Source organism: Clostridioides sp. ZZV15-6388, assembly GCF_020657755.1.
Taxonomy (GTDB): Bacteria; Bacillota; Clostridia; order Peptostreptococcales; family Peptostreptococcaceae; genus Clostridioides.
Genome location: NZ_JAGWCU010000019.1, coordinates 49014 through 71658, shown reverse-complemented (window position 1 = coordinate 71658; position 22645 = coordinate 49014). Strand labels below are relative to the sequence as shown.

At 28.5% G+C, this 22645-nt stretch carries 20 protein-coding genes and 1 pseudogene; 17 read left to right on the top strand and 4 right to left on the bottom strand.

What is annotated here, in order from left to right; translation table 11 throughout:
• The first annotated feature begins 226 nt into the window (after positions 1 to 226).
• From KGF48_RS12610 to KGF48_RS12590, 5 genes are all read left to right on the top strand, one after another.
• The gene (locus tag KGF48_RS12610) at positions 227 to 1237 is read left to right on the top strand and encodes a DUF4116 domain-containing protein (RefSeq protein ID WP_227840663.1); all 1011 of its coding nucleotides are present in this window, start codon (positions 227 to 229) and stop codon (positions 1235 to 1237) included.
• A 114-nt stretch (positions 1238 to 1351) separates the two neighbouring features.
• Positions 1352 to 1840, top strand: coding sequence for a flavodoxin domain-containing protein (locus KGF48_RS12605; RefSeq protein WP_227829648.1), 489 nt, complete (start codon positions 1352 to 1354; stop codon positions 1838 to 1840).
• Positions 1841 to 2029: 189 nt separating this feature from the next.
• On the top strand, positions 2030 to 3958 hold the full coding sequence (locus tag KGF48_RS12600; RefSeq protein WP_227829647.1) for an EAL domain-containing protein: 1929 nt from the start codon (positions 2030 to 2032) through the stop codon (positions 3956 to 3958).
• Positions 3959 to 4156: 198 nt separating this feature from the next.
• The gene (locus tag KGF48_RS12595; RefSeq protein ID WP_227433366.1) at positions 4157 to 4567 is read left to right on the top strand and encodes a universal stress protein; all 411 of its coding nucleotides are present in this window, start codon (positions 4157 to 4159) and stop codon (positions 4565 to 4567) included.
• A gap of 21 nt (positions 4568 to 4588) precedes the next feature.
• Positions 4589 to 4891 (top strand): PTS sugar transporter subunit IIBC, encoded by a 303-nt coding sequence (locus KGF48_RS12590; RefSeq protein ID WP_227829646.1) that lies wholly within the window; start codon positions 4589 to 4591, stop codon positions 4889 to 4891.
• 290 nt (positions 4892 to 5181) lie between these two features.
• On the opposite strand, the gene cdr is transcribed toward KGF48_RS12590, so the two are convergent.
• On the bottom strand, positions 5182 to 7671 hold the full coding sequence (gene cdr / locus KGF48_RS12585) for a CoA-disulfide reductase (RefSeq protein WP_227868098.1): 2490 nt from the start codon (positions 7669 to 7671) through the stop codon (positions 5182 to 5184).
• 231 nt (positions 7672 to 7902) lie between these two features.
• On the opposite strand from cdr, the gene KGF48_RS12580 reads away from it, so the two are divergent.
• The 11 genes from KGF48_RS12580 to KGF48_RS12530 all read left to right on the top strand — a co-directional run bounded on the left by KGF48_RS12580 (position 7903) and on the right by KGF48_RS12530 (position 17598).
• Entirely contained in the window at positions 7903 to 8190 is a 288-nt protein-coding gene (locus KGF48_RS12580; protein ID WP_227868097.1) for a rhodanese-like domain-containing protein, read from the top strand.
• Positions 8191 to 8220: 30 nt separating this feature from the next.
• Positions 8221 to 8781, top strand: coding sequence for a YeeE/YedE thiosulfate transporter family protein (locus KGF48_RS12575; RefSeq protein ID WP_227840660.1), 561 nt, complete (start codon positions 8221 to 8223; stop codon positions 8779 to 8781).
• Positions 8782 to 8803: 22 nt separating this feature from the next.
• Entirely contained in the window at positions 8804 to 9364 is a 561-nt protein-coding gene (locus KGF48_RS12570) for a DUF6691 family protein (RefSeq protein ID WP_227840659.1), read from the top strand.
• Positions 9365 to 9383: 19 nt separating this feature from the next.
• Entirely contained in the window at positions 9384 to 10064 is a 681-nt protein-coding gene (locus tag KGF48_RS12565; protein WP_227868096.1) for a Crp/Fnr family transcriptional regulator, read from the top strand.
• A 401-nt stretch (positions 10065 to 10465) separates the two neighbouring features.
• A complete protein-coding gene (locus KGF48_RS12560; RefSeq protein WP_227868095.1) occupies positions 10466 to 11857 on the top strand; it encodes a [FeFe] hydrogenase, group A in 1392 nt (463 codons plus the stop codon).
• 106 nt (positions 11858 to 11963) lie between these two features.
• Entirely contained in the window at positions 11964 to 12500 is a 537-nt protein-coding gene (gene rbr / locus KGF48_RS12555; RefSeq protein ID WP_227433364.1) for a rubrerythrin, read from the top strand.
• A 31-nt stretch (positions 12501 to 12531) separates the two neighbouring features.
• On the top strand, positions 12532 to 12921 hold the full coding sequence (locus KGF48_RS12550; RefSeq protein ID WP_227829639.1) for a Fur family transcriptional regulator: 390 nt from the start codon (positions 12532 to 12534) through the stop codon (positions 12919 to 12921).
• 37 nt (positions 12922 to 12958) lie between these two features.
• The gene (locus tag KGF48_RS12545; protein ID WP_227829638.1) at positions 12959 to 13345 is read left to right on the top strand and encodes a desulfoferrodoxin family protein; all 387 of its coding nucleotides are present in this window, start codon (positions 12959 to 12961) and stop codon (positions 13343 to 13345) included.
• Positions 13346 to 13478: 133 nt separating this feature from the next.
• Entirely contained in the window at positions 13479 to 14930 is a 1452-nt protein-coding gene (locus KGF48_RS12540) for a glutamate synthase-related protein (RefSeq protein ID WP_227842805.1), read from the top strand.
• Positions 14931 to 15106: 176 nt separating this feature from the next.
• Positions 15107 to 15922 carry an MBL fold metallo-hydrolase gene (locus KGF48_RS12535; protein ID WP_227868094.1) on the top strand — a complete coding sequence of 272 codons (816 nt, stop codon included), beginning with the start codon at positions 15107 to 15109 and terminating at the stop codon, positions 15920 to 15922.
• Between the two features lie 485 nt (positions 15923 to 16407).
• Complete coding sequence (locus tag KGF48_RS12530) at positions 16408 to 17598, top strand: hypothetical protein (protein ID WP_227829635.1); 1191 nt, start codon at positions 16408 to 16410, stop codon at positions 17596 to 17598.
• 247 nt (positions 17599 to 17845) lie between these two features.
• Here KGF48_RS12530 and tnpA read toward each other — a convergent pair.
• The 3 genes and pseudogenes from tnpA to KGF48_RS12515 all read right to left on the bottom strand — a co-directional run bounded on the left by tnpA (position 17846) and on the right by KGF48_RS12515 (position 20988).
• Positions 17846 to 18246 (bottom strand): annotated as a pseudogene (tnpA, locus tag KGF48_RS12525) (IS200/IS605 family transposase).
• The gene (gene iscB, locus KGF48_RS12520; RefSeq protein ID WP_227843015.1) at positions 18233 to 19585 is read right to left on the bottom strand and encodes an RNA-guided endonuclease IscB; all 1353 of its coding nucleotides are present in this window, start codon (positions 19583 to 19585) and stop codon (positions 18233 to 18235) included. The pseudogene tnpA and the gene iscB overlap by 14 nt, the downstream one beginning before the upstream one ends.
• A 275-nt stretch (positions 19586 to 19860) precedes the next feature.
• Positions 19861 to 20988 carry a DEAD/DEAH box helicase gene (locus tag KGF48_RS12515; protein WP_227830128.1) on the bottom strand — a complete coding sequence of 376 codons (1128 nt, stop codon included), beginning with the start codon at positions 20986 to 20988 and terminating at the stop codon, positions 19861 to 19863.
• 445 nt (positions 20989 to 21433) lie between these two features.
• Between KGF48_RS12515 and nifV the strand changes: the two genes are divergently transcribed.
• Positions 21434 to 22627, top strand: a complete 1194-nt coding sequence (nifV, locus tag KGF48_RS12510; protein ID WP_227433357.1) for a homocitrate synthase — start codon at positions 21434 to 21436, stop codon at positions 22625 to 22627.
• Positions 22628 to 22645: the final 18 nt, after the last annotated feature.

Genomic DNA, 22645 nt, shown 5'->3' with positions numbered 1-22645 from the left:
TAACTTTAAATATCTCAACTGTAATATATAAAAATATATTATAGTTAAAATATACCACATATTTTGGGTATTGTATACTGGAATTGAAGCAATTAATTTATTTTTTAACATACAAATGATTTTATAAAAAAAAACAAGACTGAAAAATTCTTATATTATTTGATAGAATAAAAATAAGAGTAAATTTATTGAATTTTATAAAATTTATAAGGAGTGAGTTCAAGATATGCAAGAGAATAAAAATGATATATTTGAATCAATAGATAACAATGACTTTGACAATAAAACAGAAGACGAATATTTAGAAATAGTAAAGCAAAATGGGTTAAATTTAATATACATAAAAAATCAAACAGAAAAGATATGTCTGGAGGCTGTTAAACAAAATTGTAATGCGATAAAATGTGTTGATAATCAAACAGAAAAAATTTGCATGGAAGCAGTCAAGCAAGATTGGAGAATGTTAGAATTTGTGGAAGAGCAAACAGAAGAAATATGTATGTTAGCACTTAGCCAAGATGGAACAGCATTAAAATATATAGAAAATCAGACAGAAGAATTATGTTTAAGAGCTGTTGAAAAAAATGGTACAGCCTTAGCATTTGTAAAAGAGCAAACAGAAGAAATATGTATAGAAGCGGTTAGAAATAGTGAGTTTGGATTAGCAAGAGTAAAAAATCAAACAGATAAGATATGTATGGAAGCAGTTAAACAATGTAGTTATAATTTAAAATGGGTGGAAAATCAGACTGAAGAAATATGCATGGAGGCAGTAAGACAAAATGGGCTTGATTTGAAGTTTGTAAAAAATCAGACAGAAACAATATGTTTAAGAGCAGTAAGACAAAATGGTATGGCTTTAGAATTTGTAAAGGAACAGACTGTTGGAATATGCTTGAAAGCAGTGAGACAATATGGAATGGCTCTAAAATTTGTGAAAGAACAAACAGAAGAAATTTGTACAGAGGCTGTTAAACAAGATAAAAGAGCACTTAGTTTTGTCAAAGGAGATAAAGAAAAATATAAAGATTTATGCGACGGGAATGAGCCATTTGCAAAAAGATATGTTAGAAATGTAATAGAAAAAGAAAATAGAGCTTTGATTAAAAAAGGAGAAGAAAATGCAAAAATCAAAATTGCAGGAAAACTTCATGATAGAGGCATGTCTTTTGAAGATATATCAGATATAGTTGAGATTGAAATAAACAAGTTAAAGGTGAGTTTGGGGATTTTTTAATATAAAATAGTTAATTAAAAAATAATTGGATAGTCCTTTGTAGGATAGTAAAATAAGTGCTATAATTTGACATATAATAAATTATTTTTATTACACATTAAGGAGGGATTGAAATTGAAAATTACAATATTATATCAAACAAGAAGTGGAAACACAGAAAGAGTAGCTAAGTTAATAGAAGATGGTGCTAAAAATGTAGAAGGAATAGAAGTTAGACTTATGAGATTTGATAGTATTGATACAGAGTATTTAAATGAAAGTAAAGCAGTAATATTTGGAACACCAACATATTTAGCTAATACAACTTGGGAAGTAAAAAAATGGTTTGATGAGGATTCAAAAAAGATAAATCTAGCTGGCAAGTTGGGAGCAGTTTTTGCTACATGTGACTATGTCTGTGGCGGTCCTGATGTTGCAATTCTTACTATAGTAGGGCATTTAATGGTTAAGGGAATGCTTGTGTACTCTGGAGGTGGTTCTTTAGGAAAACCATTTATACATTTAGGACATGTACATTCAATTGAAGGGCCAGAAATACAAGACGAAAAAGCTGTAATATTTGGAGAAAGAATTGCTACAAAAGCAAAAGAATTATTTGCTTAATTTCTATATACATAACAATGCTTGAGATAAGTTTAATGCTTTAATGAGGATTTAAGGTAAAAATTGTATACAAATAAAAATTTTCCATAAAATTACTCAATATGCTATCAATATGAATTATAATATGATTGTAAACATATTATATTAAATAAAATAGTGAAAATTAAACAATAATAGTGAGGTAAGTTTATGGTATGGCATATAGAATATGAAATTTTTTCTGCAATTATAGTTGTTTTTTTGATGGTATACTTTTTTAAAAGTAAATTTATACCTACTTTACAAAATAAAATATACTGTGCACTTTTAATTTGTTCATTTTTATTCATAATTTCAAATGTTTTAGGCTCACTTTGTCTAAATAATATAAATAAACTTCCAATTTTTTTGACTGGTTTATTGAATCAAATATATTTATTTTTATTGCCGATACCAGCGGCTCTTGTATTATTTTATGTCATGGCTATTATTTATCAGGATATTAGATATATGAAAAAAAAGCTTTTATTTTTATCTATACCACTTATAATTTGCATAATTTTATCTATAACTAATCCTTTTACACACATTTTATTTGGATTGTCAAAAGAAACAGGTTATGTTCGTGGCTATGGATATACTGCAACTTTTTTATCATTTTTCTTTTATGCAATATATTCGGCATTTTTATCTTTTAAATACAAAAAAGCAATGCATGAATCTAAAATATGGGCTATTAGAGGTTTTCTTATAGTTTCAGTTATAGCAATTATTTTACAAGCGATTTTTTTACAGTATCTTCTTACAGGAACAGCATGTGCATGTAGTTTACTTTTGACATATCTTTCTATGCAGAATCGAGGTCTTATCATTGATGACCTTACTGGTGTACTTAATAGACAATCCTTTATTCAAGAACTAGATTTAAATATAAATACTGAACAGTCAGGATTTATTATTACAATTGCTCTTGATGATTTCAAATTTATGAATGAAACTTTTGGGACTAAAAATGGAGATATTGCATTAAAAGAAGTTGGGAAATATTTGATTCATATTCATGATGTAAATCATGTATATAGAATAGGAGGAGATATATTTTCTATTGTTGTTAATAGTCAGTTAGGAATATCTCCAGAGACAATTATCAATGAGATAAAAGAAAGATTTAAAAAACCATGGCTAATAGAAGAAATAAGTTTTAATTTATCAACTAGTATTGCAGCTGTTTCTTTTCCAGAAAATGCTGAAACGACAGAAGATGTTATAGTTGCAATTGACTTCTCTATACATGAAGCAAAACGCTCTGAATCAAGACAAGTTATTTATGCAGATGCGTCTATAAGTGAAAAGATAAAGAAAAAACATATAATAAAAAATTGTTTGAAAGAAGCTCTAGAAAATGATGGTTTTGATGTATATTATCAGCCTATATTTTCTACTAGTAAAGATAGATTTGCTTTAGCTGAGGCTTTGATTAGGCTAGAACATAAAGAACTAGGGTTTATACCACCAGATGAATTTATACCAATTGCAGAGCAGACAGGTCTTATTAATTCAATTGGGTTAGTGGTTTTTGAGAAGGTATGTAAATTTATAGCTAGTGATGATTTTGAAGATTTAAAGCTAGACACCATAGCTGTTAATCTTTCTGTAGTACAATGTATGCAGAAGAATTTGGCTGATGATTTGTTTAATATTATGAAAAAATACAATGTGTCACCAACTAAATTTAAATTTGAAATTACAGAAACTGTGGCATCAGGTTCATTTAATACAATTAGAGAGACCATGGAAAAATTAATTGATTTAGGGGTTAAATTTGCACTTGACGATTTTGGAATTGGTTATTCTGGAGTTACGAATATGCTTTCCTTACCATTTTCAGTAATTAAGTTAGATAAGAGTCTGATTTGGTCTATGAATGAAGATAGTAAGCATAAGCTCACAGTTGAAACTATTATATCGCTTATAAATAAATTAAATATGAAACCTGTAGCAGAAGGTGTTGAAACCATTGAATACGCTAAAGATTTAAAGTCTATGAATTGTGAATATTTACAAGGGTATTATTTCTCTAAACCTGTTCCAGAGGAAATTTTAAGGGATTTGTTGAGAGAAAATGCTTTTACGGTTTAATACCCTTTATTTTTTTAATTACAATTTTGTTCATTGACACTATTAGTCAAATATTATAAAATTAACACAATAATAAATATTAAAATTATTATATATATTATTAATATTTATTCCTAGAGTAAAGATTTATTATATATTTTTATAGCTTAAAATATATATTTTACTTAATTATTCTAAAGTAAGAAAGGAAGATGTGACATGAATAAAAAGAAAATATTAGTACCAATTGATGGAACAGAAAGAAGTATGCATTCTTTGGAATTTATACAAGGAATATTCAAAAAAGATGAAGTCGAAGTGGAAATAATGAATGTAAAAGAACTAGTATTTATTGATGGCATATCCCTAGCTGAAGAGATAAAGAATTCTGAAAACTTAGGAAGACGAATCCTGGACAGAGCAGCAGAGATAATGGGAGAGTATGATGTTAAAGTTCATTTTACTTTTGGTTATCCAGGAGATGAAATAATTAGAAAAGCAAAAGAAGATAATGTAGATATTATAGTTATGACAAAATCTACTAAAAAAGGTCTAACAAGAATGATAGGTTCAGTAACAGCAAGTGTAGTTAAACAAGCAAAGTGTATAGTGATGATTGTACCGGAGTAGAATTAGTGAGGTATCTGAAATATGAATAAAAAGATAGTAGCAGTTTGTGAAAGTGAAAAAAGTTCAAATTCTCTTAAAGAAGCTGCAAATATTTTAGGGTTTGACTTAGTTTATGAAATTCAAAGTGATGGAAGTATAAAAAATGAACTTTCTATATATGATATAGAAGATGCATCTATAGTGTTATTTGTTACAAGTGATTCTATAGAGAGTATAGAAAAGATTGATAGATTTATAGATAGGGAGTTTTATGAGGTTGATCCAAAATATATAATAAGTGATGCAAAATCTATAGTAAATGAAATTTTAATAGATTTAAATTAATCTTAAAAATATAGAAAGGGAGTGTCTTAAAATGATTTTTGAAAATCATAAATGAGATACTCTCTTTTATGTAAATACAAGAAATTCGCTATTGCAAAAAAGTCAGCTACAGCAACCTCATTTTTTTCTACATCCTTGTTAAATTGCTATTATTAAGTGCTTGTGCCATTTGTATATCCTCCATAATTTTTATTGTTTTGCTAAGATGTTTATATTTTATGACAATAAAAAAATATATCTGTGACAATATCACAAATATATTTTTAATTTAAAATATATCTAATTTAAACTTATACAAATAGATTCAATCCAGCATCTTCAGTAGCACCTAAATATGAAGCTACTCCTCCTAAATCAACACCATCTATAAACTCTTCTGACTTTATTCCCATTAAATCCATACTCATCGTACATGCCACAACTTTTACACCCATATCCAGAGCATTTTTTATTAAAGTATCTAAGTCATCAACGTTGTGCTTTTTCATTATTTGGTTTATCATCTTAGGTCCCATTCCAGCCATGTTCATTTGAGATAATGGTAATTTACCTGTATGAGATGGTAACATAATATCGAACATTTTTTCCATAGTATCTTTTGATACATTCGGCTTATCTTTTCTCTTTAATATATTAAGTCCCCAGAATGTGAAGAACATAGTTACCTCTTTACCCATAGATGCAGCTCCAGTTGCAATTATAAATGACGCTATAGCCTTATCTAAATCTCCACTAAATACTACTAGTGTTGCTCCATTTTTATCACTTTGATTTATATTGCAAGATGGATTTACATTTAATACAGTTAGTCCTTTTCTAATATATGCTACAAATGCTTTCTTTGTCTTATCAAACTCAGCCTTCATTAATGTATTTCTTGTCTTTTCACACCAAGATTGTATATCCCTGCTAAATCCTGAATCACTTGCTCTAACTTCTAATATTTGACCTTCTTGCATTTTGTTGATTTCTTCAAATACTCTTCTTATTGGTCCTGGGCATTGAAGTCCACATGCATCTAGTGTAACATTAGCATCTATTTTTGCTATATCTATGTTTTCCATATCCATATCAAAATCCTCACTATTTGTATTTATTTTCTCACTTTTATTCTGTTTATTTATGCTTTCTTCTGCTCTTTTTACTGCTAAATATGTTTTTATTCCACCATCTATGTTAATACACTTAAGCCCATGTTGTTCAAGTATTCTACAAGCAGCATATCCTCTAAGTCCAATTTGGCAAGTAGCATATAACTTTTTATTTTTTGGTATTTCATTTAGTCTATCTCTTAGCTGACCTAATGGTATGTGCATAGAATTTGGAATTTTTCCAGTAGCTAATTCAAACTCTTCTCTTACATCTATTATTACACCACTATCAGCTATTATATTGTCAACTTCATTCCATTGTACTATCTCAACCAAATCCTCTATAATATTTGATGCATAATATCCTAACATATTAACTGGATCTTTAGCTGAGTTATATGGTGGAGCGTAGCAAGTTTCTATATCTGGTAAATCAAATACAGTAAGACCACCTTTTATTGCTGTAGCTAATACATCTATACGTTTTTCAACCCCTTCTATTCCAACTCCTTGAGCTCCAAAAATCTTTCCTGTCTTAGGGTCGAAAGTCATCTTAAGAGATATAGGAAATGCTCCTGGATAATATCCAGCATGAGATCCCGGATGTATATGAATAGCTTTATAATCTAGACCTATTCTTTTTAATGTTTTTTCATTATTTCCAGTAGTAGCAACTGTATAATCAAATACTTTTGCTACTGATGAACCTAATGTTCCTTGGTAAGTGATATCTCTTCCACATATATTATCAGCTACCAATCTTCCTTGCCTATTTGCTGGCCAAGCTAGGGGAATCATTGTAGGTTTTTTATTTATAAAATCAGTTATCTCTACTGCATCTCCAAGTGCATATATATTCTCATCAGAGGTTTTCATATAATTATCAACTATTATAGCTCCTCTTTCATTTAACTTAAGTCCTGCTTCTTTCGCTATAGTTGTTTCTGGCTTAACTCCAATAGATAGTATTATCATATCTGTTTTTATTTCTTTTCCACTGGATAATATTACTTTATTTCCATTTTCAGAAAAAAATTTAACTCCGTCTTTTAAAATCAACTCAATATCTTTACTTATTAAATGATCATGTATCACACTTACCATTTCTATATCTAATGGTGCCATAACTTGTTCACTTGCTTCTACTAAAGTAAGTTTTATACCCTTATCATGAAGATTTTCTGCCATTTCAAGACCAATAAACCCTCCACCTATAACCACTGCATGTTTTGGTTTATTATTATCTACATATGCTTTTATTTTATCTGTATCTGGTATATTTCTAAGTGTAAATAAGTTTTTGCATTCATTTATACCTGAAATAGGCGGTTTTATAGGCTTGGCTCCTGGAGAAAGTACTAATACATCATAACTTTCTTCATACGTTTCACCTGTTTTGTGATTTTTTACACTTACACTTTTATTTTCTTTATCTATTTTTATAACTTCACTTAAGTTTCTTATATCTAAATTAAACTTTAAACTCATTGTTTCTACAGTTTGAACTATTAGCTTTTCTCTTTCATTTATGCTTCCTCCTATATAATATGGAAGACCACAATTTGCAAATGATATATATTCACCTTTTTCAAACATTATAATTTGAGCCTTTTCATCTAAACGTCTTAATCTAGCCGCAGTTGATGCTCCCCCTGCAACTCCACCTACTATAATAATCTTTTTATTCATAAAAGTATCTCCTTTTTATATATTGTAAAATTTTATGATATTTTTTTAACACATCTTTATCATATTCTAAATCCATATTTTAATCTGTAACTTAATCACATAACTTTTTATTTTTTTAAACTATAATAAAAAACATAAACCTCAATCAAAATTTATAACTAGAAAGGAGAAATTAATATGAGTTTTTTTTCATAACTTTTCAAAGGCAGTAAACATGAGAATATTGATGGTATGGAATTAAACATACTTTTAAAAAATAACAAAAAAACATTAATATTAGACGTTAGAACATCAGGAGAATACAGTACTTTCAATATTCCAAAGTCTAAAAATATACCTGTACATGAATTAAAATCTAAATTAAACACTTTAGATTTATATAAGAATTCTACTATAGTTGTTTATTGTGCATCAGGTGCAAGAAGTAATTCTGCTGCAAAAATATTATCTAGAAATGGATTTAATAGTGTTTATAACTTAAAAGGTGGAATATCGAGCTATATATCAAAGAAAAAGTAAAATAGTATTACAATATTTTAGGAGGTAATCATGAATAATCAAAAATGGTTAAAAGGAGCAATTATATTAGGTTTATCATTTTTTATATCAGTTTTATTAATTAAGCCAATAGGAGTATCTACCCAATTTTCAGTTCTATCAGGTATAATTCATAGTACTGTGGAGCAAGGTATAATACAAGAAGATAATGAAAGAGAAACTGGATATAAAAGTGCAAATGAGTATTATGATAAATCAGATGGTAAATTAGCTAAATCAATAAAAAATCCTATTAATTATGATTTTATATTTGTACTAGCAATACCATTGGGTAGTTTTATAGGTCATGCAACTAGGAATAAAAAAGAAAATAAGCTATATTCAGAGGATATCTGTAAGGTAAATACAAATAAAAACTTTATACAAAAATACTTACCTAGCTTTATAGGTGGATTTTTACTATTATATGGAGCTAGATTAGCTGATGGATGTACTAGTGGGCACATGATGAGTGGTATGATGCAATCAAGTGTTAGTGGATATGTATTTGCAGGTGTTGTATTTGCGGTTGCTATACCAACTGCTATTTTAGTTAAGAAATTCAAATATTAATAAGAAGTTAGGAGAAAATAATATGAAAATATTACTTGCCATATTACTTGGAGCATTCTTTGGATATGCTTTATATAAAGTTGGAGCTACAAGCCCAAAAAAATTATTATCTATGTTAAGATTAGAAGATTTACATTTAGCTAAAGTTATATTCTTTGCGATAGGTTTTTCAAGTGTACTCCTATATTTAGCAAACTTAATAGGAATATTTAACTTAGATCATTTAAGTATTAAAACTATGAACACTGGTGTTATACTTGGAGGGATTATATTTGGGTTAGGATTTGGAAGTGCTGGCACTTGTCCTGGTACTTGTGTTGGTGCAGCATCAGGAGATAACTTAAAAAAAGCAATTAGTACTATTTTAGGTGGACTTACTGGAGCATTTGCATTTTCGATGTCATATGCTTCTCTAAAATCAATTGGATTAATTTCAAGCTTAGATATGAGTAAATTAACATTATTTAATTTATCACCAGAGTTTCCATCATTATTCAATTTAGGATTTACGGGATTACTTATAACTGGAGTCTTATTTATGGGTGGTTCTCTACTACTTCCAAATTCTATAATAAAAAAATAATTAATTAGGATGTGTTAATATGAGTCATATAAATATAGAATCGTATTTTAAAGATAAACTACCATTTTTCAATGATTTATCTGAAAGTGAAGTAAAAGATTTAATTTCAGCAAGTTATATTCAAAAATATAATAAAGGTGAACTAGTTCATTCTAAAAATTCAGCCTGTACTGGAATAGTAGTAGTTTTAAATGGTCAGCTTAGAAGCTTTATGACTTCAAATTCAGGTAAAGAAATTACTCTTTTTAAATTATTTGAACGTGATATTTGTATGTTATCTTCTTCTTGTGTATATCAAGATATTACTTATGATATCAATTTAGAAGCCGAAAAAGATTCTTCAGTTATTATAATTGATAGTAAATTTTTCAAGGAAATTTCTAGTAACAATTTTAGCATACAAAACTTCTTTCTTACTTTAACTCAAGATAAATTGTCTCAAATTATGTGGGTTCTTGAGCAAGTTGTATTTTTTAGCTTAGATAGTAGAGTAGCTAATTTTTTAATAGACCAATACTATTTAAATGATTCTATAAACATTAATATAACTCATGATACTATAGCTAACAATTTAGGCTCCGCCCGAGAAGCTATAAGTCGAATGCTTAAGAGGTTTGAAAATGATAAAATAGTAGAACTTTCAAGAGGAAGTATCAAAATAATTGATATAGAAAAATTAAAATTTTTATCAAGTCCGTAAAATCGAGTCTATAAAATAAAATGTGTATTCTTCTAAAAAATGGTGATAAGCAGGGTATTAATCCAATTATCAAAATAGGAGGTACACATTTTTATGTGTAATAAAACAGGACTATCAAAACATTTAATCCAAGATTATGGAAATGACATATCTGTAATAGAAAACTAATTTATTGGTATGTATTCAAAAGGTATGTCAGCCTTGAGACAACTAATTTTAATGTTTAAGATTAAACTATATTTGGCTCTAGAAAATATTTCAAAATATTTAAAGAGAGAATAAACAAAAACCAAAATTGACAAAATATGGTACATAATCTAAAATAATAACAGTAATCGTTATTAATATTGAAAATTAAAGCGTAATTACGAGAAAGTCAAAATTATAAGGAGAAAGATTAGATGAAACACTCATTTACTGAAATTAGAATTCCTATTGAAAAGGATAACCCTGCAATACTTAGGGATGAATCAAAATGTGTAAAATGTGGTCAGTGTAGAACTGTTTGTGAGAAAGAAATCGCTGTAGGGAAAATGTATGACTTAGATAAGACAGGTGATAACGCCATCTGTATTCATTGTGGGCAATGTGCAGTTGTATGTCCAGTTGAATCAATTACACAAGTGTATGATTATGAAAAAGTGAAAAGTTCTATTAATGATTCAGAAAAAATAGTTATATTCAGTACATCCCCATCTGTAAGAGTTGCACTTGGTGAAGAATTTGGTATGGAACCTGGTACATATGTTGAGGAAAAGATGGTTTCTGCTTTAAGAAAATTAGGGGCAGATTATGTATTTGATACTACATTTTCAGCTGATTTAACTATTATGGAAGAAGCATCTGAATTAATAGAGCGTATAACAAAGAATGAGAAATCACTACCTCAATTTACAAGTTGCTGTCCAGCTTGGGTTAAGTTTGTAGAAACATTTTATCCAGAACTGATACCAAATTTATCTACTGCTAAAAGTCCAATAGGTATGCAAGGGCCAACGATAAAAACATATTTTGCTAAAAAGAAAGGTCTTAATCCAAAACAAATTGTAAATGTAGCTGTAACTCCATGTACAGCTAAAAAATATGAAATATTAAGACCAGAAATGAATGATTCAGGAAAATACTATAAAGATGAATCCATACGTGATATGGACTATGTGATTACAACTAAAGAATTAGCAAAGTGGTTAAAAGAAGAAGAAATTTCATTTGAAAATCTAGAGAATTCATCATATGATGATTTATTAGGTAGAGGAAGTGGAGCAGGAATTATATTTGGCAATACTGGTGGAGTTATGGAAGCAGCTATAAGAACTGCCTATTATCTAATTACAGGAGAGCAACCTCCTCAAAATATACTAAATTTTACTCCTATTAGAGGAATTGATGGAATAAAGGAGGCAGAAGTTAAAGTAGCTGATAAAGTTATAAATGTAGCAGTAATACATGGTACTGCTAATGCTAAAAGTCTAATAGAGAGTATGAATGATAATAAACATAAATATGATTTTATAGAGGTCATGACATGTAGAGGTGGATGTATAAGTGGGGCAGGTCAGCCAAAAACATCTTTTGAAGTCACAGATATGATTAGGTTTAAGCGTATAGCGGGTCTGTATAATAAGGATAATACTATAAAAATAAAATCTAGTTATGAAAATCCAGATATAAAACAAGTTTATAAAGAATTTTATGGAAGTCCACTTTCTGATTTAGCGGAAAGTATGTTACATACAGCATATAATTCTAAAAATTATATGTTAAATAATATATTAGAAAATGAGAATATTTAAATAAAAAAAATAATATTATATATAGTTGACAAAAAGTGGAAATTAATATATTATATAAATATAGAAATAGTAATCATTACTATTATTGAAAAGGGAGGAATTAATTATGAACTTAAAAGGAACTAAAACAGAAAAGAATTTAATGGCAGGATTTGCAGGGGAATCAGAAGCAAGAAATAAATATACATACTATGCATCAAAAGCTAAAAAAGAAGGGTACAATCAAATAGCTGCTATATTTGAAGAAACTGCTAACAACGAAAAGGAACATGCTAAACTATGGTTTAAACTTTTACATGATGGAATGCCTTCAACAGAAGAAAATTTAAAAGATGCAGCAGCAGGTGAAAATTATGAGTGGACTGACATGTATGCAACATTTGCTAAAGAAGCTAGAGAAGAAGGATTTGACAAAATAGCTTATTTATTTGAAGCTGTTGGAAGAATAGAAAAAGAACATGAAGAAAGATACTTAAAACTTTTAGAAAACCTAAATGAAGGAAAAATCTTTAAAAGAGAAGAAGAAGTTGTTTGGCAATGTCAAAACTGTGGTCATGTGTATGTAGGTACTGAAGCACCAGAAAAATGCCCTGTATGTGACCATCCAAAGGCTTATTTCAATATAAAAGCTGAAAACTATTAAAAATTATTATAATTAAAAAGGAATGTTAACTATGAAATTTTCTAAACAAAGAGAACTGATTTTAAATGAAATATTAAATAATCCAGTTCATCCTACTGCTGATTGTTTGTATGAAAATCTAAAAAAAGATAATCCGAGTTTAAGCTTAGGGACTGTGTATAGAAATTTAGCTCAGCTAACAGAACATGGTTTTATAAAAAAAGTTAGTATTCCAGGAAATCCAGATAGATTTGATGGTAGAACAGAAAATCACTATCATATTATATGTGAAGTATGTGGAGAGGTGTACGATTTAGAATCTGAAATTCTTAGCAATTTAAAAGAATCAATATCAGAAGAAACAGACATAAAAATAACATCTTATAACATAAGTTTTAAAGGGATTTGTAATAATTGTAGAAAGTGTAGCCAAGTAGGTTAACTTTTCAAATTCTAAAAATAATTAATGAGGTGAGTTTATGTGTAGTGAAAAAAGATTTTTTATATGTGAGACTTGTGGTAATCTTATAGGGATGATACACAGTGCAGGTGTTCCTGTTTTCTGTTGTGGAAAGCCTATGAAAGAGCTTGTTCCCAATACAACAGATGCAGCAGTTGAAAAACATGTGCCTGTGATTGAAGTAGATGGCAATAATGTTACTGTTAAAGTAAGTAGTGTTGCTCATCCAATGACTAAAGAACATCATATAGCATGGGTGTATCTTATGACTGAACAAGGTGGTCAACGTAAATGTCTAGCAGTAGATGGAGAGCCTGTAGTTAAATTTGCTTTGAATGATGATGATAAAGTAGTATCTGCATATGCTTATTGTAATTTACATGGATTATGGAAAGCTGAATTGTAATATTTAAATAAACTGAATTAAAAAGGAGGCTAAAAAATAGAAATTTATTTCTATAAAAATAGCCTCCTATAAATTTATATAATTTCAAATCTTAATTTGTTTTGAGATTAATAGAGTATAAGGAGAAAATAATATGTCAATTTATAAATGTAGTGTTTGTGGATATATTTATGATGAATCTAAAAATGATAAAACATGGGATGAGTTAAGTGAAGACTGGACATGTCCTGTATGTACAAAAGGTCGTAGTTATTTTGGAAAAATAAGTACTGTGTATTTTGAAGGTGAAGAAAATAAAGAAAATAAAATAGAAGCATCTGTTCAAGAAAAATCTGATGTAAATAGTGAAAAAACAGGTGATTTAAATTATTTAAATACATATTTAAGAAGAGATGATGAAGTTGAGCAACATATGGATATAATTCATGAAATGGCTGTTACAGGAAAGTCTATAATAGAGCCTATGAAAACTAAACTACCAGTAATTTCTTGGGATGATATTTTAATTATGGGAGCTCAATTAAATCCATTACCTCTAAATGAACATGATGAAGTAAATACAACAACAATAATAGGAAAAAAAGCAAAAAAACCTATGGTAATAGAAAATCCAGTTTATATTTCTCATATGTCATTTGGTGCTTTGTCTAAAGAATTAAAAATAGCTTTAGCAAAAGGTGCAGCTAAAAATAAAACAGCTATGTGTAGTGGTGAGGGTGGTATATTACCAGAAGAAATGGAAGCTTCATATAAGTATATTTTTGAATATGTCCCAAATAAGTATAGTGTAACTGAAGAAAATCTTAAAAATTCTGATGCTATAGAGATAAAAATTGGTCAGGGAACAAAACCTGGTATGGGAGGTCATCTTCCAGGTGAAAAAGTAACTGAAGAAATTGCCAAAGTTAGAAATAAGCCTGTAGGACAAGATGTTATAAGTCCATCTTGTTTTGAAGAAATACAATCAAAAGAAGACTTAAAGAAACTTGTAGATGAGCTTAGAGAGGTCTCAGAAGGACGTCCAATTGGTATTAAAATTTCAGCTGGGCACATTGAGAGAGATATGGAATTTATAGCTTATGCTAAACCTGACTTTATGACTATTGATGGACGTGGTGGAGCTACTGGAGCAAGTCCAAAGTTACTTAAGGATGCAACTTCAGTTCCAACAATATTTGCTCTTTATCGTGCTAGAAAATACATAGATACACATGGATTAGATATAGACTTAGTTATAACAGGTGGTCTTCGTATATCTACTGACTTTGCTAAGGCCATAGCTATGGGAGCTGATGCAATTGCAATTGCTAGTTCTGCTCTTATGGCAGCAGCATGTCAACAATATCGTATATGTGGTTCTGGTAAGTGTCCTGTAGGAGTAGCTACTCAAGATGAGGAATTAAGAAAAAGATTACATATGGAAAATAGTGCAAATAGAGTGGCAAATTTCTTAAATGTTAGTTTAGAAGAGCTTAAGACTTTTGCTAGAATTTCTGGTCATAAAGATATACATGATTTGAGCGTTGATGATTTATATACAGTTAACTCTGAGATATCAAATTATACGAATATACAACATGTATAAATTTTTAATTTAAAACTATCTAATAATACGAGTTTATAAAAGAAAATAAATTTAATAAAAAGAGAATTTTATATTATAGAATTCTCTTTTTTAATGTGAAATTGAAGAGATTAAATTGTAAAATACATTGTAATATCGTACTATTAAACTAAACAACAATTTAAGGAGTGATTATTATGGAAAAGATGCAGATACAAGTTCTCGTTGATAATAATACATATATTGATAGGTACTTTGTTGGAGAACCAGCAGTTAGTTATTATATTGAGATTGATGGAAATAGAATTTTATTTGATGCAGGCTATTCAGAGGTATTTATATCAAATGCTGAAAAAATGGATATAGATTTAGGAGACTTGACTTATGTTATTTTTTCTCATGGACATAATGACCATACAAGGGGTATTCAATTTTTAGCAAATAAATATGATTTATCTAAAGTTAAGCTTATAGCACACCCTAATTGTCTTAAACCTAAAAAATGTGGAGGTGATAATATAGGAGCACCATTTTCTATTGAGAAAGCTAGAAATACTTTTATGTATGAACCAAAGAGTAAACCTTTTAAGATAAGTGAAAATTGTATATTCTTAGGAGAGATTCCCTCTATAAATAACTTTGAAAAAAGAGCAAAAATAGGAAAATATAAATCAGAAAATTTATGGGATGATGATTATGTTTTAGATGATTCGGCTATAGCATGTAAGACTGATAAAGGTATTTTTATTGTTACAGGATGTTCTCATAGTGGAATTTGTAATATAGTGGAATATGCCAAAAAAGTATGTGGTGATAATAGAATTGTTGGAATCTTGGGTGGTTTTCATCTTTTTGAATTGGATGATAGACTAGGTAGTACTATTCAATATTTGAAAAAAGAAGAAATAAACATGTTGTATCCTTGTCACTGTGTTTCTTTTAAGGTAAAGGCTAAGATGAATGAAATGTTAAATGTAAATGAAGTTGGAGTAGGATTAACTATAAGCATATAGTATTAATTTAAAAAAAAGATGTTTTTAATTATTTAATATTTTCATTAGTAGATAATTTTATTATGTATTAATAATGATGATATAAAGAGAAGTAAATTAAATTAGTTTATCTAAATACAATATTATTTTAAATATAAATTTATTTTTATATATAAGTCTTAATGATTTCAATAAGAATGCAAATATAGTAATAAATGATTATAACTATTATAGGTATGTTAATCATTATCTAATTAGATAAGTCCATTTGTAAAAAATTTAACATTATAAAAACAGTTTCATATAACAAAACATAATATAAAAATATTATTAATTCATAATAATAAAATAAACGCATGAAATTTACCTGATTAGAAATAAAAAAATTAAAATTGTAAATTTTTAGAAAAATTACTGTTGAATTAACTTGACAAAAATGTTATTATTTTGTCAAATGTATGTTAAATTATAAATTTTTTACTATTATTTCTAGAGAGGATGATTTTATGCAAAAAAATGTAAAAAAAGCAAAAGCAACAGGCTCTATTCTAGCTATATTTGGAGTTGCAAGTGTTCTTTTTAGTTCGCATGCAGGTGGAGGGTTTGCTACAGGAAATCAAGAAACTCAGTATTATGTGCAATATGGATGGATTGCACCACTCATGGCAATTTTAGCAATGATTATACTTACTGCTACGATGAGAGAAGTTATTATAATGTATAATAATAATAATTGTAAGAATTATAAGGATTTATTTTGTGAACTTTGGAGTCCATATCCAAAACTTGAAATAATATGGGAGATATATTATTATCTAATGGTTTTAATAGCTGTAAGCGCTGTTATAGCAGGTGCAGCAGCAGTTTTTCAGAGTATAGGAATTAATTATTTTATAGCCGTCTTTATTATCGGAATTGTACTTCTTATTTTTACTATATTTGGAGCTATGCTTGTATCTAAAGCAGCAACAGCAATGACCATAGCTATATTAGTATGTACTCTTACTATTTTTATAGTGGGTATAAAAGCTAAGGTACCAGAAATATCTGAAATATTCTCAAACAGAACAAGCTTCACACCTGGATACTTTAAGCCAATACTTAATACTTTTATTTATGCAGGATTCCAATCAGTTGTTATACCTACACTTGCAAGCTGTTCAAGACCACTTCTTAAAAATTCCAAAGAAGCTACTAAAGCAATGATAGTTTCATTTGTTATGAATGCAGTTGCGTTGGGGCTTGCTGTAACTATGCTAATGGGATGGTATAGAGAATTTACTGCTGCTGGACAAACAACGCTTCCTACTCTTTATGTTGCAGGTCAATCTGGAAATAACACTATATACATAATTTATAATGTAGCACTATTCCTTTGTTTGATGTCTACAGGAGTAACTACAATATTTGGTCTTGTAAATAGATTTGAAGACCATAAAGCACTTTCTTTCCTTTCTTCAAAAATGAAAAGAAGAGTATTTACAGCATGTGCAATAATGGTAGTATCAATGCTTATATCTCTTACAGGGTTAAGTAACATAGTTAAGTATGGATATGGATATTGTGGTTATCTTGGTCTATTCACTATAGTTATACCTTTTCTAACATTGGGTCATTATAAGAATAAGAAATTTGCAAAAGAACATCCAGAGGCTAAATGGCCAGCAGATTTAGATGAGAATGTTGAGAATTTATAGTATAAATTAGTAGCTTAAGTATAAAAAGATGTTCTATAAAAGATTCATTAATGATGACTTAAGTGCAAAATTAATATAAGATTAATATCAGAAAAAATTTAAAATGATATTAACAATATTATTAAAATGAAACAATATAAAAATGTATGTGAATTTATCCAAGATAAGTACACATACATTTTTATTTATTCAATTTTTATAAATTAAGGCGTAAAACCACTATACCTTTAGGTTAGTGGATGTAAGCCTATCCCTGACTTTGTATATATCTTTCAATAGTTTCTTTAGAAACATTTCCTATACTACAAGCAAAGTATCCATCTGACCAAAAAGTTTTTTCCTTCCAGAAATATTTGTTAAGATATAATTGGTTATTGTTAATTCTCCAAATCCTATAAGTTGAAATTTGCTTAAACCATCTTACTATCTCTAATATAGAAATTGTTGGTCTATATTTAACTAATAGATGCACATGATTTTTATCAACTTCCATTTCACTATGATTAAATCTTTTTCTTTTGCTATATTACTAAGAATATGTTTAATTTCATCACCAAATTTAATTAACAAGTTTTTTCTGTATTTACATACAAATATCAGATGTACCAATAACAAACACTTAGAATGATTTCTACTAACATAATCCACAACTCCAATTCAATCCCTTCTTAAATATATATGGTTTAATTAGTTTTACATTTGGCACTTTTTTGATTTCTTTTAAAGCTATATATTGCCCCTCATTTTGACTGCCTTTAACTGTATAAACTTTTCCATCATATTTAATCAAGTCATTTGGCTGATACAATGATTTTTGCTTCCTTATTCTTCTTTGACCTTTAGATATTTTCTGACCTCTGAACACTCTAAGATTTTCAGAATTTAAATTCTTGTTTCTAGTTCTTCTTCCACAATTAAGTTCACTTGCAGAAACTTTCTCACCAGTTCTATTATCTATATATTTAGCATCATAGAATTTTTCAAGACTTCTATTGTTTAATCTTGATTGTTCAACTTTAAATACTTCTAAATTTCTAACTTGATTAACACCTTTAGCTATAGCAAAAGCATCATTAAAATGACTTTTTTCTATACCATGTTCAATTCTATGATTTTTAGTCAAATAACCATAAGTTGCTTTAATGTTAGTATATTTTTCTTTCAACTGTTCCAATAAGTACCATCTTATCATTGACATAAATGTAGCATCTTTAAAATCTTTAACCTTTTTACCATTTTCACACCAATCATACAGAAATTTACCCTTTTTATGATTAGGAGATGTATGACACTTATTACACAAAGTTATTAAATTACTAGGAGCATCAGAACCACTATCACTCTTGTACTTAATATGATGAATTTCTAATATCTGTTCTTTATTCTTATTCTTACAATTAGGATTTTGACATTTATGTCCATCTCTATGAAGTACATATTCCCTTACATTCCAAAAACCAATTTGTTCTCCCTGCTGATACTTTACTCCATATATATCAGGATTCTTGATTTTTTGTATATCAAAGTTGGCAACCTCTATTACTATATTTTTAATAGGCAGTATTGAATTAAGATAATCTATAAATTTAACATGAGTATCTAACTTATGTTGTAAACTTGGTGCTAACCATCCATTTTCTATTTTTCTATTGTTCCATCTAGGTTTTCTATATCTTAATCTTTGTCTTCTAATTCTTCTATATTGACTTTTTTCTAATAATCTATCTTTCATACCTTGAAGCAACTTTACTTCTCCAACTATCAATTCTTTACTATCTGTTATAGCTGAAAATCCTATATTTAAATATCCGCTATCTATCCCTAATGTTACAGATTGAATATATTCAGTATCCGTTTTATACAGTAATTGTATAGTAAATGGATTAACTCTTTTAACAGTAGCTTTCTTTTGTTTTAATAATTTTCTAGCTTTTGCATTATTAGTAGGCATTAACGGTTTTCCTTCAAAGCTAATTACATACACCATAATATTAATCCTTTCAGATAATTTAACCTCACCTTACGGTGGTAAGCTCTCTTCGCCAATGTTATGAAAGGTTTTAAATATACCACACTTCGCCTGCCATCAGTGATGTTTAATGATACACTGTAGAGTTTAGGACTAGAGAAGTATCCTAAAGTACCTATATATTCTTACATAACGTAGTTAAAACTTAGGCTATTCAACTAACTTGTAATCTCCTACAAGCCACTACCCTTTAGGGTAGTTGGCAGTTGACAATTTGATAGTTAGCCTATATATTATAATTTTACAATTCTTCTATTAATTTTAGATTCTATAGCTGTTTCAATTTCACTTAATATTCTCTCGTTTTTAGGGTCAATAAAAGCACAAGTATAACCCTGTTCTCCAGCTCTACCAGTTCTACCAATACGGTGAATATAGTCTTCAGGCGTTTCTGGTAAATCGTAATTATATATGTGACTTACTCCTGATATATCAAGACCTCGAGAAGCTACGTCTGTAGCTATTAAATATTGTATTTCTAAATTTCTAAATGATTTCATTATTCTTTCTCGCTTTGATTGGGCGATATCACTATGCAACTTTTGACAATTATATCCTCGTATAGCAAGAGCCTCTTCAAGGTTGTCAACTCTTCTTTTAGTTCTACAGAATATTATAGCCATAAAAGGATTGTCTTCATTTAAAACGCTGCATAAAGCATCTAATTTCTTTCTATCTGTAGTTTCTACTACTTCTTGTTTTATATTAGTAAGAGTAATTTCTTCTTTTTCAATAGAAACAACAACAGGATTTTTTGTATATCTATAAGCTAATTTTTTAACTTGAGAATCCATAGTTGCAGAAAAGCATAATGTCTGTTTTTTATTTGAAGTTTCTTTTAAAATAGCTTCAACCTCATTTTTAAATCCCATAAGCAACATTTGGTCTGCTTCATCTAAAACAAAAGTTTTTAATTTGCTAAGGTCAATTGTTTTTCTATTTAAGTGGTCTAGAAGTCTACCTGGTGTTGCTATAATCATATGAATATTTCCTTTTAGTTTTTTTATCTGAGAACCAATGTCTTTTCCACCATAAGCTGCTAGAATATTTATATCCTTAGATTCTTTAAGTTTTATAGCTTCTTCTGTTATTTGAATAGCAAGTTCTCTAGTTGGAGACAGTATAAGTACTTGTATATCATCTATATCCAATGATATATTCTCAAATATCGGAAGCAAGAAAGCAAGTGTTTTACCTGTCCCAGTCTGAGCTTCTGCTATGACATCTTTTCCTGATTTTATTAAAGGAATACTTTCTTTTTGTATAGGTGTAGGTGTTGTTATTCCTGATGTTTTTATAATATTTATAGTATCTTCGCTAATTCCTAAGCTCTTAAAATCCATTATTATCTTACCTTTCATGAAAAATTTTCTATTTTATTAATCAATTAATAATATCATATTTGTAAGTATTTTTAGTAATTTTTTCGATTATTATTTATATAGTTTAAAAATATAGTGTATAACTCTTAAAATATAGTGTAGATTAAATTAAATTTTAGCTAGAATTTTAGAGGTTTAATTTAAAAGGTTTTTTGAAAATAAATCTATTTATAAATTAAATTAAAATGCAAGAAAAACATAATAACTTTCATTTTTAAGAAGTTTTCACAAAAAGGAAAAAATATAGTGCAATAATTAATATAAAGTAATATAATAGATTACAAGATATGAAAAGCTAAAAAAATAAATTGCAAATGAAATTAAAATGAATAAAAAATAAAAAAATAATCAAAAGTTAGAGACATCACTGAAAAATAAGACCTAATATTATTAAAACTAAATGTATACTAAGGGGGGCATTAATATGTGCATTATATCAAAAGATAGAGCAAAGGAAATCAAAATAGTAGATACTACTTTAAGAGATGGAGAACAAACAGCTGGGGTTGTATTTGCGAATAGAGAAAAAATAATGATTGCTGAGATGTTAAGTGATTTAGGTGTCGACCAAATTGAAGTTGGTATACCTACTATGGGTGGAGACGAAAAAAATGTAATAAAGCACATATGCAATAGAAATTTAAAAGCAGATATAATGGCTTGGAATAGAGCAGTGATAAAAGATGTTGAAGAATCTATTTCTTGTGGTGTTGATGCAGTAGCCATATCAATATCAGTATCTGATATTCATATAGAAAATAAACTTAGAACTTCTAGAGGTTGGGTTTTAGAGAACATGGCTAAGACAGTTGAATTTGCAAAGAAAAATGGATTATATGTTTCAGTAAATGGAGAAGATGCTTCAAGAGCGGATATCGACTTCTTAACTGAGTTTATAAATGTTGGAAAGCAAGCAGGAGCAGATAGATTTAGATATTGTGATACTGTAGGAGTTATGAATCCTTTTTCTATAAAAAATGCAATAGAAACTCTTTATGAAAGAACTAATTTTGACATAGAAATGCATACACATAATGATTTTGGTATGGCAACAGCAAATGCACTTGCAGGATTAGCAGCAGGAGCAAACTATGTTGGAGTTACAGTTAATGGCTTAGGTGAGAGAGCTGGAAATGCAGCGTTAGAAGAAGTTTTAATGGCACTTAAATGCATCTATAAATGTGATTTAAATAACGTAGATACTAGAAAGTTTAGAGGGATATGTGAGTATGTGTCACAAGCATCAGGAAGAATACTTCCTACATGGAAACCAGTAGTTGGAGATAATATGTTTATACATGAATCAGGTATACATGCAGATGGAGCTTTAAAAGACCCACATAACTATGAACCATTTGACCCAAGTGAAGTAAATCTTGAAAGAAAGATAGTAATAGGAAAGCATTCAGGAAGAGCAGCAGTAATAAATAAATTGAGTGAATATGAAATGTATATTTCTCCAGAAAACGCTACCAAATTATTAAATGCCATAAGAGCTACATCTATAAGATTGAAAAGAAGTTTGATGGATAAAGAGATTCTTCAATTATATTGTGATATACTAGCACATGAAAAAGGTACAACAGAAGAAGAAGCAGTTAGAGGTTCATATATTTAAGATATAATTGTTTAGGAG